General features: G+C 70.1%; 11 protein-coding genes. 4 read left to right on the top strand and 7 right to left on the bottom strand.

The genetic code is table 11. The features are described 5' to 3' along the window. Positions 1 to 125: 125 nt before the first annotated feature. Positions 126 to 569: a hypothetical protein gene (locus ACWFRJ_RS08665; protein WP_453525907.1), complete on the top strand. Its 444-nt coding sequence runs from the start codon at positions 126 to 128 to the stop codon at positions 567 to 569. Here the strand turns inward: ACWFRJ_RS08665 and ACWFRJ_RS08660 are convergent. The 5 genes from ACWFRJ_RS08660 to hrcA form a co-directional block, all read right to left on the bottom strand. After that, complete coding sequence (locus ACWFRJ_RS08660) at positions 511 to 903, bottom strand: VOC family protein (RefSeq protein ID WP_453525904.1); 393 nt, start codon at positions 901 to 903, stop codon at positions 511 to 513. The two genes, ACWFRJ_RS08665 and ACWFRJ_RS08660, sit on opposite strands and share 59 nt — an antisense overlap. Positions 904 to 930: 27 nt before the next feature. Then, complete coding sequence (locus ACWFRJ_RS08655; RefSeq protein WP_453525901.1) at positions 931 to 1,680, bottom strand: 16S rRNA (uracil(1498)-N(3))-methyltransferase; 750 nt, start codon at positions 1,678 to 1,680, stop codon at positions 931 to 933. Then, complete coding sequence (locus ACWFRJ_RS08650) at positions 1,677 to 2,774, bottom strand: nitronate monooxygenase (protein WP_453525898.1); 1,098 nt, start codon at positions 2,772 to 2,774, stop codon at positions 1,677 to 1,679. The genes ACWFRJ_RS08655 and ACWFRJ_RS08650 overlap by 4 nt, the downstream gene beginning before the upstream one ends. 196 nt (positions 2,775 to 2,970) lie before the next feature. Beyond that, complete coding sequence (gene dnaJ / locus ACWFRJ_RS08645) at positions 2,971 to 4,107, bottom strand: molecular chaperone DnaJ (protein WP_361828118.1); 1,137 nt, start codon at positions 4,105 to 4,107, stop codon at positions 2,971 to 2,973. Then, positions 4,108 to 5,124, bottom strand: coding sequence for a heat-inducible transcriptional repressor HrcA (hrcA, locus tag ACWFRJ_RS08640; RefSeq protein WP_249589973.1), 1,017 nt, complete (start codon positions 5,122 to 5,124; stop codon positions 4,108 to 4,110). Between the two features lie 201 nt (positions 5,125 to 5,325). Between hrcA and ACWFRJ_RS08635 the strand changes: the two genes are divergently transcribed. Next, positions 5,326 to 6,069: an MBL fold metallo-hydrolase gene (locus ACWFRJ_RS08635; RefSeq protein ID WP_453525895.1), complete on the top strand. Its 744-nt coding sequence runs from the start codon at positions 5,326 to 5,328 to the stop codon at positions 6,067 to 6,069. A gap of 34 nt (positions 6,070 to 6,103) precedes the next feature. Then, positions 6,104 to 6,928, top strand: a complete 825-nt coding sequence (locus tag ACWFRJ_RS08630; RefSeq protein ID WP_453525892.1) for a DUF3097 domain-containing protein — start codon at positions 6,104 to 6,106, stop codon at positions 6,926 to 6,928. Positions 6,929 to 7,111: 183 nt separating this feature from the next. Here ACWFRJ_RS08630 and hemW read toward each other — a convergent pair whose 3' ends face one another. Next, complete coding sequence (hemW, locus tag ACWFRJ_RS08625; RefSeq protein WP_453525889.1) at positions 7,112 to 8,344, bottom strand: radical SAM family heme chaperone HemW; 1,233 nt, start codon at positions 8,342 to 8,344, stop codon at positions 7,112 to 7,114. 64 nt (positions 8,345 to 8,408) lie between these two features. Next, positions 8,409 to 10,346, bottom strand: coding sequence for a SpoIIE family protein phosphatase (locus ACWFRJ_RS08620; protein WP_453525886.1), 1,938 nt, complete (start codon positions 10,344 to 10,346; stop codon positions 8,409 to 8,411). A gap of 261 nt (positions 10,347 to 10,607) precedes the next feature. Here ACWFRJ_RS08620 and ACWFRJ_RS08615 point away from each other — a divergent pair, with 261 nt between their 5' ends. Next, the gene (locus ACWFRJ_RS08615; RefSeq protein WP_453525883.1) at positions 10,608 to 14,702 is read left to right on the top strand and encodes a HAMP domain-containing protein; all 4,095 of its coding nucleotides are present in this window, start codon (positions 10,608 to 10,610) and stop codon (positions 14,700 to 14,702) included. Positions 14,703 to 14,713 lie beyond the last annotated feature (11 nt).

Here is a 14,713-nt window from a genome sequence, read left to right as displayed (position 1 = left end):
CGGCAGAGTGCCAGCGCGAGCGGCCTGACGATAGTCGCCTTTGCGTCCACTCCGGACGCGGTGGAACGTGTGCCCCCGCGGAAAAGAACGCGCCGGACACCTGCCCTCGCCCCTACCCTCCCCGCATGGGAAACAACCGCAGACTCCGGCGTCTTGTCGTCGACGACCGCACCGCCTACCTGTGGTCGTTCCGGCACCGCCACGGCAGCGCCGCAGGCAAGGGCGGCGCGGACTGCCGTTACGTCCTGACCCTGTACCGCGAGGGCAGCCGCTTCCGTACGGCGATCGTCTTCAGGGAAGGGTCCGGGCGCGTCATCTCCGAGGGCTGCCAGGAGGACGGCTCCCTCGTGGACAGGGCCGAGGACGGCGTCGACCTGAAGTGGCTCAACCTTTACGAGCCCGGAGCCGTCCGCCTGCTCGTCGACGCGGCGGAAACGCGCGGGCTGCTGCCGCGAGGGGCCGACGGATCATCGCGGGATCTCGACGGGTGGGTCCTGTTCGACGACTGCCTCAACCGCGCAGCAGCAGCCACTCCTGCAACTCCACCAAGTTCCCTTCCGGGTCCTTGAGATGGGCCACCCGCATGCGGTCCGTCAGCGGCGCGGGCCCCTGGGCGATGGTCCCGCCGCGCTCGACGATCCCCGCGCAGTACGCGTCGAGGTCGTCGACGCGCAGCACCACGAGTGAGCGGTGGCCGGTCGCGGGCTCCTCCACCTCGTCGAGGATCTCGGCCATCATCGAGCGGTCCTGGAGCGCGATCCCGGCGGAGCCGATCGCCGGGCTGAATTTCTCGTACGGCCCTTCCACCGCCCCCGACTGCGGCTTGAGGCCGAGGACATCGGCGTAAAAGCAGTAGCAGGCACTGAAGTCCGTTACGAGCAGCCGCACTTGGGCGAGTTCCACGACAACCCCCTTGTTCGGCGCGGGGGTTCAGGACCAGCGGCCCGTGCGTCCCAGGAGCAGTGCGGCCGCCGCCGTCCCCGCGGTCGACGTACGCAACACGCTACGCCCCAGGCGGTACGGCTTGGCGCCCGCCGCGGCGAACGCGGCGAGCTCGTCCGGGGACACGCCGCCTTCGGGGCCGACCACCAGGACGATGTGCCCGGCCGCCGGAAGATCCGCCGTGGCGAGCGGCTCGCTGCCCTCCTCGTGCAGGACGGCGGCGAAGTCGGCCGCGGCGAGCAGCGCCGCCACCTGCTTGGTCGACGCGGCATCGGCGACCTCGGGGAAGCGCACCCGGCGGGACTGCTTGCCCGCCTCGCGTGCCGTCGCGCGCCACTTGCCGAGCGCCTTGAGCCCGCGCTCGCCCTTCCACTGCGTGATGCAGCGGGACGCGGACCAGGGCACGACCCGGTCGACGCCCGTCTCCGTCATGGTCTCGACGGCGACTTCGCCCCGGTCGCCCTTGGGCAGCGCCTGTACGACGGTGATCCGGGGCTCCTGGGCCGCCTCTTCCCGCACGGAGTCCATCCGCAGGATCAGCCGGTCCTTGCCCTCGGTGTCGACGACCACGCAGTCGGCCCAGCGCCCGGCCCCGTCGGTCAGGACGACGTCCTCACCGGCGTGCAGCCGCTTCACCGACACGGCATGACGCCCTTCGGGACCATCGAGTACGTAGCGCCCTTCGCCGCCCGAGGCAGTGTTCTCGAAGGTCTCGACGACGAAGACGGGCGCGGTCACGCCTGGTCCCCGGGCTGGGTTTCCTGCTGCCCTCCGGACGCCAACGCGGCCTTCGCCTCGTCCAGTTCGGCCGCGAGGACCTCCACGAGCTGCCCGGCCTCGAGCTCTCGCGCCATGCGGTGTCCCTGCCCCGCCCACAGCGCCATGCCCTGCGCGTCACCGGCCTTGGCGGCGGCCTTGCGCAGGCCGCTGGTGAGGTGGTGGATCTGGGGGTAGGCGGCGGGGGCGTACCGGCCGTGCTCGCGCATGAAGCGGTTGACCAGGCCCCGTGCGGGACGGCCGGAGAAGGCGCGGGTCAGTTCGGTGCGGGTGAACAGCGGGTTGGTCATGGCCTGCTTGTGCAGGACGTTCGCGCCCGACTCGGGGCAGACCAGGAAGGCCGTGCCGAGCTGCGCCGCGTCGGCGCCCGCCGCGAGCACCGCGGCGATCTGCGAGCCGCGCATCAGGCCACCGGCCGCGACGATCGGGATCTGCACGGTGTCGCGCACCTGCGCGATGAGCGAGAGGAGGCCGAGCCCGGCGCCGTCCGTCTCGGGGTTGTCGCGGTGCGTGCCCTGGTGGCCGCCCGCCTCGATGCCCTGCACGCACACGGCGTCGGCGCCGGACCACTGGGCGGTCTGTGCCTCTTCGGGCGTGGTGACGGTGGCGACGGTGATCGTGCCGACCCGTGCGAAGGAGTCGAAGACGTCGCGGGTGGGGCACCCGAAGGTGAACGACACCAGCGGCACCGGGTCCTCGATGAGGATCGCGAGCTTGGCGTCGTAGCCGTCGTCACGGCCGCTGTCCGGATCGCCGAGCTGTGTCTCGTACCAGGTGGCCTCACCGGCGAGCTGGTTGCGGTAGACATCGACGGCGGCGGCATCGGCGTACTCGGGCTGCGGCATGAAGAGATTCACACCGAAGGGCCTGCTCGTGAGCCCGCGCAACTGTTTGATCTCCTGGTACATCCCGTCGGCGGTTTTGTACCCGGCGGCGAGATAACCGAGCCCCCCGGCCTCGGAAACGGCCGCGGCGAGCTGGGGGCACGAGGCGCCGCCCGCCATAGGGGCCTGCACGATCGGAAGGCGGCAGAGATCGGTCAGTGCGGAGGACATGAACGCATCGTGCCATGCGCGGCGCAACCGTCCGAATCGCGCCTTGCGAGGGCCCCGCAAGGGGCGCGAGGCTGTGTCATATTGCGGCTCCGCCGCGGGGCGCGAGCAACCACGTACGGCCCGCGGCCGAAGACAGCAAAGTGCCCCCGGAGCGGCTATCCGCAACCGGGGGCACAAAGAGACACCGCTCTAGGCGCTACCGCCCGTTGAACGCATCTTTCAACCGCGAGAACAACCCCTGCTGCCCCGGCTGGAACTGCCCCGTGGGCCGCTCCTCGCCCCGCAGCACGGCGAGCTCCCGAAGGACCCGCTCCTGCTCCGCGTCCAGCTTGCTCGGCGTGAGGACCTCGACGTGCACGATGAGGTCACCTCGCCCGCCGCCCCGCAGGTGCGTGATGCCCCTGCCGTGCAGCGGCACCGACTGGCCGGACTGCGTGCCCGGCCGGATGTCGACCTCTTCCAGGCCGTCCAGCGTCTCCAGGGGCACCTTGGTGCCCAGAGCCGCGGCCGTCATCGGAATGGTGACCGTGCAGTGCAGGTCGTCCCCGCGCCGCTGGAACACAGCGTGCGGCAGCTCGTGGATCTCCACGTACAGGTCACCGGCGGGGCCGCCACCGGGGCCGACCTCGCCCTCGCCCGCGAGCTGGATCCGCGTGCCGTTGTCGACACCGGCGGGGATCTTCACGGTGAGCGTCCGCCGCGACCGGATGCGGCCGTCGCCGGCGCACTCCGGGCACGGGGTGGGCACGACCGTGCCGAAGCCCTGACACTGCGGGCACGGCCGCGACGTCATGACCTGACCGAGGAACGACCGCGTGACCTGCGACACCTCGCCGCGACCGCGGCACATGTCACACGTCTGAGCGGACGTTCCCGGCGCGGCACCTTCACCGCTGCAGGTCGTACAGACGACCGCCGTGTCGACCTGTATGTCCTTGGTGGTCCCGAAGGCCGCCTCGTCCAGGTCGATCTCGAGCCGGATCATGGCGTCCTGGCCACGGCGCGTGCGCGACCGGGGGCCACGCTGCGACGCCGTCCCGAAGAACGCGTCCATGATGTCCGAGAAGTTGCCGAAGCCACCGGCTCCGAAACCGCCCGCACCGCCGCCGCCCGCCTGGGACAGCGGGTCGCCGCCGAGGTCGTAGACCTGCTTCTTCTGCGGGTCCGACAACACCTCGTACGCGGCGTTGATCTCCTTGAAGCGCTCCTGAGTCTTCGGATCCGGATTCACATCCGGGTGAAGCTCTCGCGCAAGCCTCCGGAAGGCCTTCTTGATTTCGTCCTGGGAAGCGTCGCGGCGCACGCCTAGTACGGCGTAGTAGTCCGTGGCCACTTACGACTCCGCCAGGATCTGTCCGACGTAACGTGCCACTGCGCGTACTGCTCCCATCGTTCCCGGATAGTCCATGCGGGTCGGGCCGACCACGCCGAGTTTGGCTACTGCCTCGCTGCCCGAACCGTAGCCGACGGAGACCACGGACGTAGAGCTGAGTCCCTCATGGGCGTTCTCATGACCGATCCGTACGGTCATGCCCGAATCTGTGGCCTCGCCAAGCAACTTGAGCAGAACGACCTGCTCCTCAAGGGCCTCGAGTACGGGCCTGATGGTGAGGGGAAAGTCATGTCCGAAGCGGGTGAGATTGGCCGTTCCGCCGATCATCAACCGTTCCTCGGTCTCCTCGACGAGGGTTTCGAGGAGCGTGGAGAGCACTGTCGCCACCGTGCCCCTGTCCTCCGCGTCGAAGGACTCCGTCATGTCCTGCACCAGCTGCGGCACGTCCGCGAAGCGACGGCCCGCGACCCTGCTGTTGAGCCGCGCCCGCAGATCCGCGAGCGAGGTCTCACCGAACGGGGCGGGACAGTCGATCATGCGCTGCTCGACCCGGCCCGTGTCCGTGATCAGCACGAGCATCAGACGGGCGGGAGCCAGCGAGAGCAGCTCCACGTGCCGCACCGTCGACCGCGTGAGCGACGGGTACTGCACGACCGCGACCTGCCGGGTCAGCTGCGCGAGCAGCCGCACCGTGCGCGCCACGACGTCGTCGAGGTCGACGGCGCCGTCGAGGAAGTTCTGGATGGCCCTGCGCTCCGGCGCCGCCATCGGCTTGACGCCCGCGAGCCGGTCGACGAAGAGGCGGTACCCCTTGTCGGTCGGGATGCGCCCCGCACTCGTATGAGGCTGGGCGATGAACCCTTCCTCCTCCAGTGCCGCCATGTCGTTGCGGACGGTGGCCGGGGAGACCCCGAGGCTGTGCCGCTCGGTGAGCGCCTTGGAGCCGACGGGCTCCTCGGTGCCGACATAGTCGTGGACGATGGCGCGCAGCACTTCGAGCCTGCGTTCATTGAGCATCCGCGCACACCTCCACCTTTTTGCCCTGAAACCTCTACTGCCCTGCGACCCGCCTGGCACTCCCCTCGGGTGAGTGCCAGCCATTACCGCGCCCAGTGTACGGCCGCGAGGTACGACCCCGGCAAGGGCCGGACCCCCTATGTCGGTTCAACCGGCAAGGCAGCGGCTGCCAAGGCGCCCGTACGGGGCTAGCGTCGGCTTATGAACGTGGCACTGGCATGGGACGAGGCGGGCTGGGAGCGGCTCGCGCCGCACGTGGGGCGGCGGCGCCTCCCGGTCTGGGACTGCACGGCGGGCCTGGTGGTCGGCGGCGAATCGGCGCTGATGATCGAGGCGGGGGCGACCCTGCGCGAGGGAGCGGAGCTGCGCACGCAGGCGCGCGGCATTCTCGGCGGGGGCCGCCGGGTCACCCATCTCGCCCTGACGCACCCGCACTTCGACCACGTCCTGGGCGCGGCGGCGTTCGCGGGCGTGGAGGTGTACGGCGCGGTCGGCATCGACACGGTCCTCGCCGGGGGCCGTGACGAACTGCGTGCGTCGGCGGTCCGGCACGGCGTCACCCCGGACGCCGCCGCGGAGGCCGCCGACCTGCTCGTACGGCCACACCACTCGGTGTGCGGGGAGTGGACGCTCGACCTGGGCGGCGGGGTACAGGTCCTGCTCGCGAACGTCGGCCCGGGTCACACGGGCCACGACCTGGCGGTCCTGGTCCCCGGCACGGACGGCTCTCCGGAGATCGTCTTCTGCGGAGATCTGGTCGAGGAGTCGGGCGAACCGCAGGCGGGTGACGACGCGGTACCGCAGCGGTGGCCGGCGGCGCTCGACCGGCTCCTCGACCTGGGCGGCGATGACGCGCTGTACGTGCCGGGGCACGGTGCGGTGGTCGATGCGGCTTTTGTCCGCGCGCAACGCGCCACACTGGCGGCCCGCTTCGGCGTGTCGTAGCCGGTCGTACGCCCTTTCTCTTATCGTCATGCGAATGCGCCAGTACTCCGCAGACCTCACCCCGCCATGGAAGAAGCCGAAGCCCGTGCCGGAGGTCGCCGCGGAGGCGGACCTCGTGGTGGAGGAGCTGAGCACCGGTTTCTGCGGAGCGGTGATCCGCTGCGAGAAGACGGCGGAGGGTCCGACGGTGACCCTGGAGGACCGCTTCGGCAAGCAGCGGGTCTTCCCGATGACTCCCGCGGGCTTCGACCTGGAGGGCAGGACGGTCACCCTCGTCCGCCCGTCCGCGACCGCTCCTCCTGTACGTCCCACACGTACCGCGTCCGGTTCGGTGGCCGTACCGGGAGCGCGGGCCCGGGTCGCCCGTGCCGGTCGGATCTACGTCGAGGGGCGGCACGACGCGGAGCTCGTCGAGCGGGTGTGGGGTGACGACCTGCGCATCGAGGGCGTGGTCGTCGAGTACCTGGAGGGCATCGACGACCTCCCCGCGATCGTCACGGAGTTCTCCCCCGGCCCCGACGCCCGCCTCGGCGTCCTGGTGGACCACTTGGTACCCGGCTCCAAGGAGTCGAGGATCGCGGCGGAGGTGAGTTCTTCATCGGCGCTGGTGGTGGGGCACCCCTATATCGACGTGTGGGAGGCGGTGAAGCCGTCGTCGGTGGGGATCGAGGCATGGCCCCGCGTCCCGCGCGGGCAGGACTGGAAGACGGGCGTCTGCGAGGCGCTGGGCTGGCCCCTGAACACGGGGGCGGCGTGGCAGCGGATCCTGGGTTCGGTGCACAGTTACCGGGATCTTGAGCCGGCGCTCCTCGGCCGCGTGGAGGAACTGATCGACTTCGTCACGGGGACGGAGGCATAGGCCGCCGCTCCGCGGCGGATTTTTCCCGCCCGCCCACCCGATTACCCCGCGTCGCCTCCTGAACATCGGCCCGCGCGTTCGTTCTTTTCAGCCCGTCCGGCGTTTGAGGACCGGGGTCTGGGGCGGAGCCCCAGTTCGGGAAGGGGCGGGATTGGGGAAAGCCCCGCAGGGATCGCCCTAACCTCAGTCCACCAGATCCCGCACCACCGCATCCGCCAGCAACCGCCCCCGCAACGTAAGCACCGCACGCCCTTCCCCATAGGGCCCCGCCTCAAGCAGCCCATCGGCGAGCGCACGCCCCGCAGCAGCAAGACCCGCAGGGTGCAGCAGCGTCAACGGGCACCCTTCGAGCAGCCGCAGCTCGAGAAGGATCCGCTCCACCCGCCGGTCCTCATCGGCGAGAATTTCCCGCCCGGCACCGGGCGAGCGCCCAGCGGCAAGCGCCCCCGCATAAGCCCCGGGATGCTTCACGTTCCACCACCGCACACCCCCCACATGGCTGTGGGCCCCCGGCCCGGCCCCCCACCAGTCGGCCCCCCGCCAGTACAACTCGTTGTGCAGGCAGCGCCCGGCCTCGGAGGTGGCCCAGTTGGACACCTCGTACCAGGAGAAGCCCGCGCCCCCGAGCACCTCGTCGGCGATCAGATACCGGTCCGCGTGGACGTCGTCGTCCGTCATCGGCACCTCCCCGCGCCGGATACGCCGCGCCAGCTGCGTGCCCTCCTCGACGATCAGGGCGTAGGCGCTGACGTGGTCGGGTCCGGCGCCGATCGCGGCGTCGAGGGTGGCCCGCCAGTCGTCGTCCGTCTCGCCCGGCGTGCCGTAGATGAGGTCCAGGTTGACGTGGTCGAAGCCCGCCGCCCGCGCCTCCGCCACGCATGCCTCGGGGCGCCCGGGCGTGTGCGTACGGTCGAGCACCTTCAGTACGTGCTGTTTCGCGCTCTGCATCCCGAAGGAGACGCGGTTGAATCCCCCGGCCCGCAGCTCGCTCAGGTATGCCGGGTCGACGGACTCGGGGTTCGCCTCGGTGGTGATCTCCGCGTCGTCCGCGAGCCCGAACTCCTCCCGGACCGCACCCAGCATGCGGACGAGGTCGGATGCGGCGAGCAGCGTCGGCGTACCGCCCCCGACGAAGACGGTCCGCACCGGGCGCGGGTCGTCGCCCAGGGTCTTCCGCGCGAGCCGCACCTCGTCGATCAGGGTGTCCGCGTAGTTGTCGCGTGAGGCGAGCACGCCGCCGGAGCCGCGCAGCTCGGTCGCCGTGTAGGTGTTGAAGTCGCAGTAGCCGCAGCGCGTGGCGCAGTACGGGACGTGGAGGTAGAAGCCGAGCGGACGGGCCCCCGCTCCCTGTAGGGCGGACGCGGGCAGCGCGCCGTCCTCGGGCATGGGCTCACCATCGGGCAGTGCGGAAGGCATACCTTCGATTGTCCCGCACCGCCGAGCAACCCGACGCCGCCCGCAGATACGCCGAGCGGCGAGATCACTGCGCCTGCAACACCAGCACCGCCATGTCGTCGTCCAGCGGCTTCTCCGAGAACTCGTGCACCAGTCTCCTGATCCGTTCCGCCACCAGCGCCGCGTCCAGGCCCGCGCAGCTCGCGAACGCCGTGGCGAGGCCGTCGCCGTCGTCGAACATCTCTCGGCCGGCCCGGCGCTCCGTCACGCCGTCCGTGACGCAGAGCAGGGTGTCGCCCTTCCACAGCTCGAACGTTTCGCTCGTGTACTTCGCGTCGTCGACGACCCCGAGAAGGAGCTGGGGCGTGGCCGCGGACTGGACCGTTCCGTCCGGGGAGAGGAGGAGCGGCAGCGGATGTCCCGCGCTCGCCACCGTGCAGCGGACGCCGCCGCCGTCCATGGGCACCAGCTCGCCGTAGAGCAGGGAGAGGAAGCGGGATGTGGCCCCGTCGGTCGGCACGCTCTGGCCGCCCGCGACCGCGACCACCGCCGCCGCCGCGTCCGCCGCCTCCGTCGCGTCGTCGAGGAGGAGCTGGTTGAGGCGGTCGAGGACCTCCGCGACCTCGTACCCCTCGCGGGCGAGCAGCCGCAGCCACGGCCGGGCGAGGCCGATCACGACGGCCGCCTCGACGCCCTTGCCCTGTACGTCGCCGAGCGCGAAGCACCAGCGGCCCTTGCCCGCCTGGAACACGTCGTAGAAGTCGCCGCCGGGGCCGCCCTTGTCCCGCGGCTCGTAGACCACGCCGCTGTGCATGCCGGGGATGTCCGCGACGGAGCTCGGCAGCAGGCCGCGCTGCAGGACCTGGCTGATGGTGGCCTGCCGCTGATAGCGGCGCGCCGCGCTGATGGCGAGCGCGACGCGGCGGCTGAAGTCCTCGATGAGGCCGGTGACTTCGTCGGCGAAGCGCATCTCCCCGGCCCGCCCGATGACGAGCGTGCCCAGCGAACCGCCGCCCGCGATGAGCCGGTAGGCCAGGGCCGTGCCGGACGCCTCGGCGGCGGGTACCTCCTCGGCAACGGCCTCGCCGGGCCACGGCACGGGGACGGCGCCGGATCCCGCCGATTCGGGCAGCCGGGGCGGGTCCTTCTCCAGGCTGCGGCGCAGTTCCTCCATGCGCTGCTCGCTGGCGTGCCAGACGCGGGCGAGCCGCGACGACGTACCGCCGCCCTCGGCGCCGCGCGGTGCGGCCTCCGATTCGTCGTCGAGCCACACCGCGCACCAGTCGGCGAGCCGTGGCACGAGGAGCTGCCCGGCGAGAGCGGCCACCAGTTCCTCGTCGAACTGCCCGGCTAGCAAGTCGGACGCCTCGGCGAGGAAGGTGAGCGCACCGCGGTTGACCCACTCCGTCTCGTGCGTGATCCGCTTCGGCAGCGGCGCGAGGATCTCCGTGCCGCGAAGGCCGCGCTGTATGGCCTGTTCGGTCGCGTACGACTCGATCTCCTGCATGGCCTGCGCGCCTCCGACCGGGATACGGGCCCAGACGGCCTTGGTGCCGGTGCGGTAGGTGATGCCCCAGGAGTCGGAGAGGGCCGCGACGAGCTGGAGGCCCCTGCCGTACTCGGGTGTGCCCGGCGGCTGGTGCTTGGGATCGCTGCGGACCGCGCGGGCGGGGTGGTGGTCGGACACCTCGATGACCAGGGTGTCGGTCTCCTCCCCGAGGCCCGCCTCGTCGAGCCGGCACAGCAGCTCGACCGTCGTGCCCGCGTGTACGACGGCGTTCGTGACGAGTTCGCTGACCAGCAGCACGGCATCGTCAGTGACACGCTCCGTTATCCCCGCCGCCGCGGGAACTGACAGCTCGGTCCAGTCGGCGAGCGCCGCGCGCACGAACTTGCGTGCGGCTGCGGGCGCCAACGGGTTGCCGGGCAATGATGTGCACACCACAGCGGGCGGGCCGGGCTGGTGCCCGGGCTGGGTGGACGCACGGAAAGTGGTCTCCCGTTGCATCGGAATGGACCCCACGTTTCGGCTCCTGAGCAGTTCGGTCGAATACGCCTCAGGCGACACCGACAGAGTGACAGACTGGCCATGCCCATAAGCACCGAGTTACCGAAGTGGGCCGCTATGAGTGAGAACAGTGCTATGCCCGCGCTCGATTCCGGTCGGATTCCGGCACCGAAAGCGATACCTTCGCCGACTCCCGGACACGGTCCGGACAAGGCCCCATCAACCCCGGAGCCCGCCCCGGAAGCGATCTCGGACCTGCGCCCGCTCCTGGCCGCCATGCGGGCGGCACGGGACGGGGACTTCACCAAGGTGGCGGTGAGCGGCCACGGCCTGACGGCCGAGCTGCACACCGTGTTCAACGAGATGCTGGACCGCTCCCTCCACTTCGACGGTGAACTCGCCCGCGTACGGCGGGAGATCATCCGCCTCGGCCATCTCGACGAACGGTTCTCCGCGAGCCCGGGGCAGGGCAGCTGGGCCACGCGCGTCCAGGACATCAACTCCCTGCTCAACTCGCTTGTCGCCCCCGCCGCCAACGCCACCCGCGTCCTGAACGCGGTCGCGGGCGGCGACCTCACCCAGCGCGTGGATCTGCACGACGGTTCGCGCGAGCTGCGGGGCGATCTGCGGCGCCTGGGACGCGCGGTGAACACGATGGTGGACCAGCTCTCGCTCTTCACGGGGGAGGTCACCCGCGTCGCCCGCGAGGTCGGCACGGAGGGGCGGCTCGGCGGACGCGCCAAGGTGCGCGGTCTCTCGGGCAGTTGGCGTGACGTGACGGAGGCCGTGAACACGATGGCCTCACGGCTCACCGCACAGGTGCGCGATATCGCCTTGGTGACGACGGCGGTCGCGCAGGGTGACCTGACACGGACAGTGACCGTCGAGGCGACGGGCGAGCTGCTCGAACTGAAGCTGACCGTCAACACGATGGTCGAGCAGCTCTCCGCGTTCGCGGCCGAGGTGACGCGTGTCGCCCGCGAGGTCGGCACCGAGGGCCAGTTGGGCGGCCGGGCGCAGGCCCGTGGTGTGTCGGGGGTCTGGAAGGACCTCACCGACAACGTCAACTTCATGGCGTCGAACCTCACCTCTCAGGTGCGCAACATCGCCCAGGTCACCACGGCCGTCGCCAACGGCGATCTGAGCCAGAAGATCACCGTCGACGCCCGGGGCGAGATCCTGGAGCTGAAGTCGACGGTGAACACGATGGTGGACCAGCTCTCCGCGTTCGCGGACGAGGTCACCCGCGTGGCCCGCGAGGTCGGCACGGAAGGCAATCTCGGCGGCCGTGCTCAGGTGCGGGGTGTGTCGGGGGTCTGGAAGGACCTCACCGACAACGTCAACTTCATGGCGGACAACCTCACCTCTCAGGTGCGCAACATCGCCCTCGTGTCGACGGCCGTCGCCCAGGGAGACCTCGGCAAGAAGATCACGGTCGAGGCGAAGGGCGAGATCCTCGAACTGAAGTCGACCATCAACACGATGGTGGACCAGCTCTCCGCCTTCGCCGACGAGGTCACCCGCGTCGCCCGCGAGGTCGGCACGGAAGGCAATCTCGGCGGCCAGGCCCAGGTGCGCGGCGTGTCGGGGGTCTGGAAGGACCTCACCGACAACGTCAACTTCATGGCGCTGAACCTCACCTCTCAGGTGCGCAACATCGCCCAGGTCACCACGGCCGTCGCCAACGGCGACCTGTCCAAGATGATCACGGTGACGGCGCGCGGCGAGATCCTGGAGCTGAAGGACACCGTCAACACGATGGTGGAGCAGCTGCGTGCCTTCGCGGACGAGGTGACCCGCGTGGCCCGCGAGGTCGGGACCGACGGCCGGCTCGGCGGGCGGGCCCAGGTGCTCGGTGTGTCGGGGGTGTGGAAGGACCTCACCGACAACGTCAACTACATGGCCGACAACCTCACGGGACAGGTCCGCAACATCGCGCAGGTCGCGACGGCGGTGGCCCAGGGCGACCTCTCCAAGAAGATCGACGTGGACGCGCGCGGCGAGATCCTGGAGCTGAAGACCACCATCAACACCATGGTGGACACCCTGTCCTCCTTCTCCTCTGAGGTCACCCGCGTGGCCCGCGAGGTCGGTTCGGAGGGCCAACTGGGCGGCCAGGCAAGGGTCGAGGGCGTCTACGGCACGTGGAAGCGCCTGACGACGAACGTGAACGAGCTCGCCCTGAACCTCACCACGCAGGTCCGTGCGATCGCCGAGGTCGCGTCGGCCGTGGCACAGGGCGACATGACGCGCTCCATCACCGTCGAGACCCGGGGCGAGGTGTCCGAGCTCAAGAACAACATCAACGTCATGGTCTCCAACCTGCGCGAGACCACCCGTGCCAAGGACTGGCTGGAGTCGAACCTCGCCCGTCTCGCGGGTCTGATGCAGGGCCACCGTGACCTGATGGAGGTCGCGGACCTGATCCTGCGGGAGCTGACCCCGCTGGTGAACGCGCAGTACGGCGCCTTCTTCCTGGCCGACCCGGACGCCGGAGAGACCGCGACGACACTGCAGGCTCCCCCCGTCAAGGGACTCGCCTTCATCGCCGGGTACGGATCGGGGCAGGGCTCGGTCGTCGACACGGGCGCGATGCCCGCGCACGGCCTGGTGCGTCAGGCCGCCCTGGAGAAGAAGCGGATCCTCGTCGACGAGGTGCCGCCCGACTACATCAAGATCATTTCGGGGCTCGGGGACGCGACGCCGGCCAGCCTGGTGATCATCCCGATCCTCTTCGAGGACAAGCTGCTCGGCGTGATCGAGCTGGCCACGTTCTCCCGCTTCTCGGACGTGCACCTCGCGTTCTTCGACCAGTTCGTGAGCACCATCGGCGTCGCGATCAACACGATCATCGCCAACTCCCGTACGGAGTCACTGCTCAGCGAGTCCCAGCGGCTCGCCACGCAGCTCCAGGACCGCTCGGACGAACTCCAGCTCCAGCAGGCGGAGTTGCAGCGCTCGAACGCCGAGCTGGAGGAGAAGGCGGCGCTCCTCGCCACGTCCTCGCAGTACAAGTCGGAGTTCCTGGCGAACATGTCGCACGAGCTGCGCACGCCGCTGAACTCCCTGCTCATCCTGGCCCGGCTGCTCTCCGACAATCCCGACAGCCATCTCTCCGACCAGGAAGTGCAGTTCGCGACGACGATCCACCGCTCGGGCTCCGACCTCCTCCAGCTCATCAACGACATCCTGGACCTGTCGAAGATCGAGGCGGGCCGGATGGACGTACGCCCGAAGAAGCTCCCCCTGATCAAGGTCCTCGACTACGTCCACGCGACGTTCCGCCCGCTCACCCTCGACCGAGGGCTCGCCTTCGAGGTGTCGGTCGGCGAGGACGTACCGCGCGAGATGTTCTCGGACGAGCAGCGGCTCCAGCAGATCCTGCGCAACCTCCTGTCGAACGCGGTCAAGTTCACCGCGACCGGCCGCGTCGAACTGCGCGTGAGCCGCGTCAAGAACACCGGTGACCGGCTCCACGACGGCGACCGGCTCTGCTTCGCCGTCAAGGACACCGGCATCGGCATCCCGGTCGACCAGCTCCCTGCCATCTTCGAGGCGTTCCAGCAGGCCGACGGCACCACCAACCGGAAGTACGGCGGCACCGGCCTCGGCCTCTCCATCAGCCGCGAGATCGCCGGACTCCTCGGCGGCCGCATCACCGCGGAGAGCAGCCCGGGCCAGGGCTCCACCTTCTCGCTGTACGTCCCCGTGGTGCACCCCGGACACGGGCCCGCAGCGGTGGCGTACGCGGCGACCAGGGAACTGACGACGCCCGAGCCGCACGACGAGCGGGTCACCATGTCCCCGCACACCTTCCACGAACAGAACGACAGCTGGCCGACCCCCACCAAACTGGAGGAGTACAGGGAAGGCCCGGCCGGTCGCATATTGCGTGGGCGCCGCGTCCTGATCGTGGACGACGACATCCGCAACGTCTTCGCGCTCACCCATGTACTGAGCCGCGTCGGCATGCCCGTCCTCTACGCGGAGAACGGCCGTGAAGGAATCGAGACCCTGGAGCGCAACCCCGACACAGACCTGATCCTGATGGACATCATGATGCCGGAGATGGACGGGTACGAAACCATCACCGCGATCCGCCGCACCCCCCGCTGGGCCGGCCTTCCCATCATCGCGCTGACCGCCAAGGCAATGCCCGGCGACCGCGAGAAGGCCATCGAACAGGGCGCCAGCGACTACGTACCCAAACCGGTGGATGTGGACCAGTTGCTCACCGTCGCCTGTGCGCTCCTTGCCCCCGAGAGCAACGACACGGACGAGCTGGACACACCCACCGCAGAAGAGAAACCCGTTGTTCCGGAACCAGCAGACGCTCTCGGGGAGGCTGCTGTTCCGCCGACGACCGAATGAGGCACCGTCAC

The organism is Streptomyces sp. NPDC055239, assembly GCF_053606205.1.
Note: the sequence above shows the minus strand (reverse complement) of the source record. Positions and strands in the feature narration are given on the sequence as shown.

Bases quoted from the DNA above. Each gene is read 5' to 3' on its own strand.
- ACWFRJ_RS08615 (WP_453525883.1), top strand. From the start codon at position 10,608: ATGCGGGCGGCACGGGACGGGGACTTCACCAAGGTGGCGGTGAGCGGC.
- hrcA (WP_249589973.1), bottom strand. From the start codon at position 5,124: ATGCTCAATGAACGCAGGCTCGAAGTGCTGCGCGCCATCGTCCACGAC.
- ACWFRJ_RS08635 (WP_453525895.1), top strand. From the start codon at position 5,326: ATGAACGTGGCACTGGCATGGGACGAGGCGGGCTGGGAGCGGCTCGCG.
- ACWFRJ_RS08665 (WP_453525907.1), top strand. From the start codon at position 126: ATGGGAAACAACCGCAGACTCCGGCGTCTTGTCGTCGACGACCGCACC.
- hemW (WP_453525889.1), bottom strand. From the start codon at position 8,344: ATGCCTTCCGCACTGCCCGATGGTGAGCCCATGCCCGAGGACGGCGCG.
- ACWFRJ_RS08630 (WP_453525892.1), top strand. From the start codon at position 6,104: ATGCGCCAGTACTCCGCAGACCTCACCCCGCCATGGAAGAAGCCGAAG.
- ACWFRJ_RS08650 (WP_453525898.1), bottom strand. From the start codon at position 2,774: ATGTCCTCCGCACTGACCGATCTCTGCCGCCTTCCGATCGTGCAGGCC.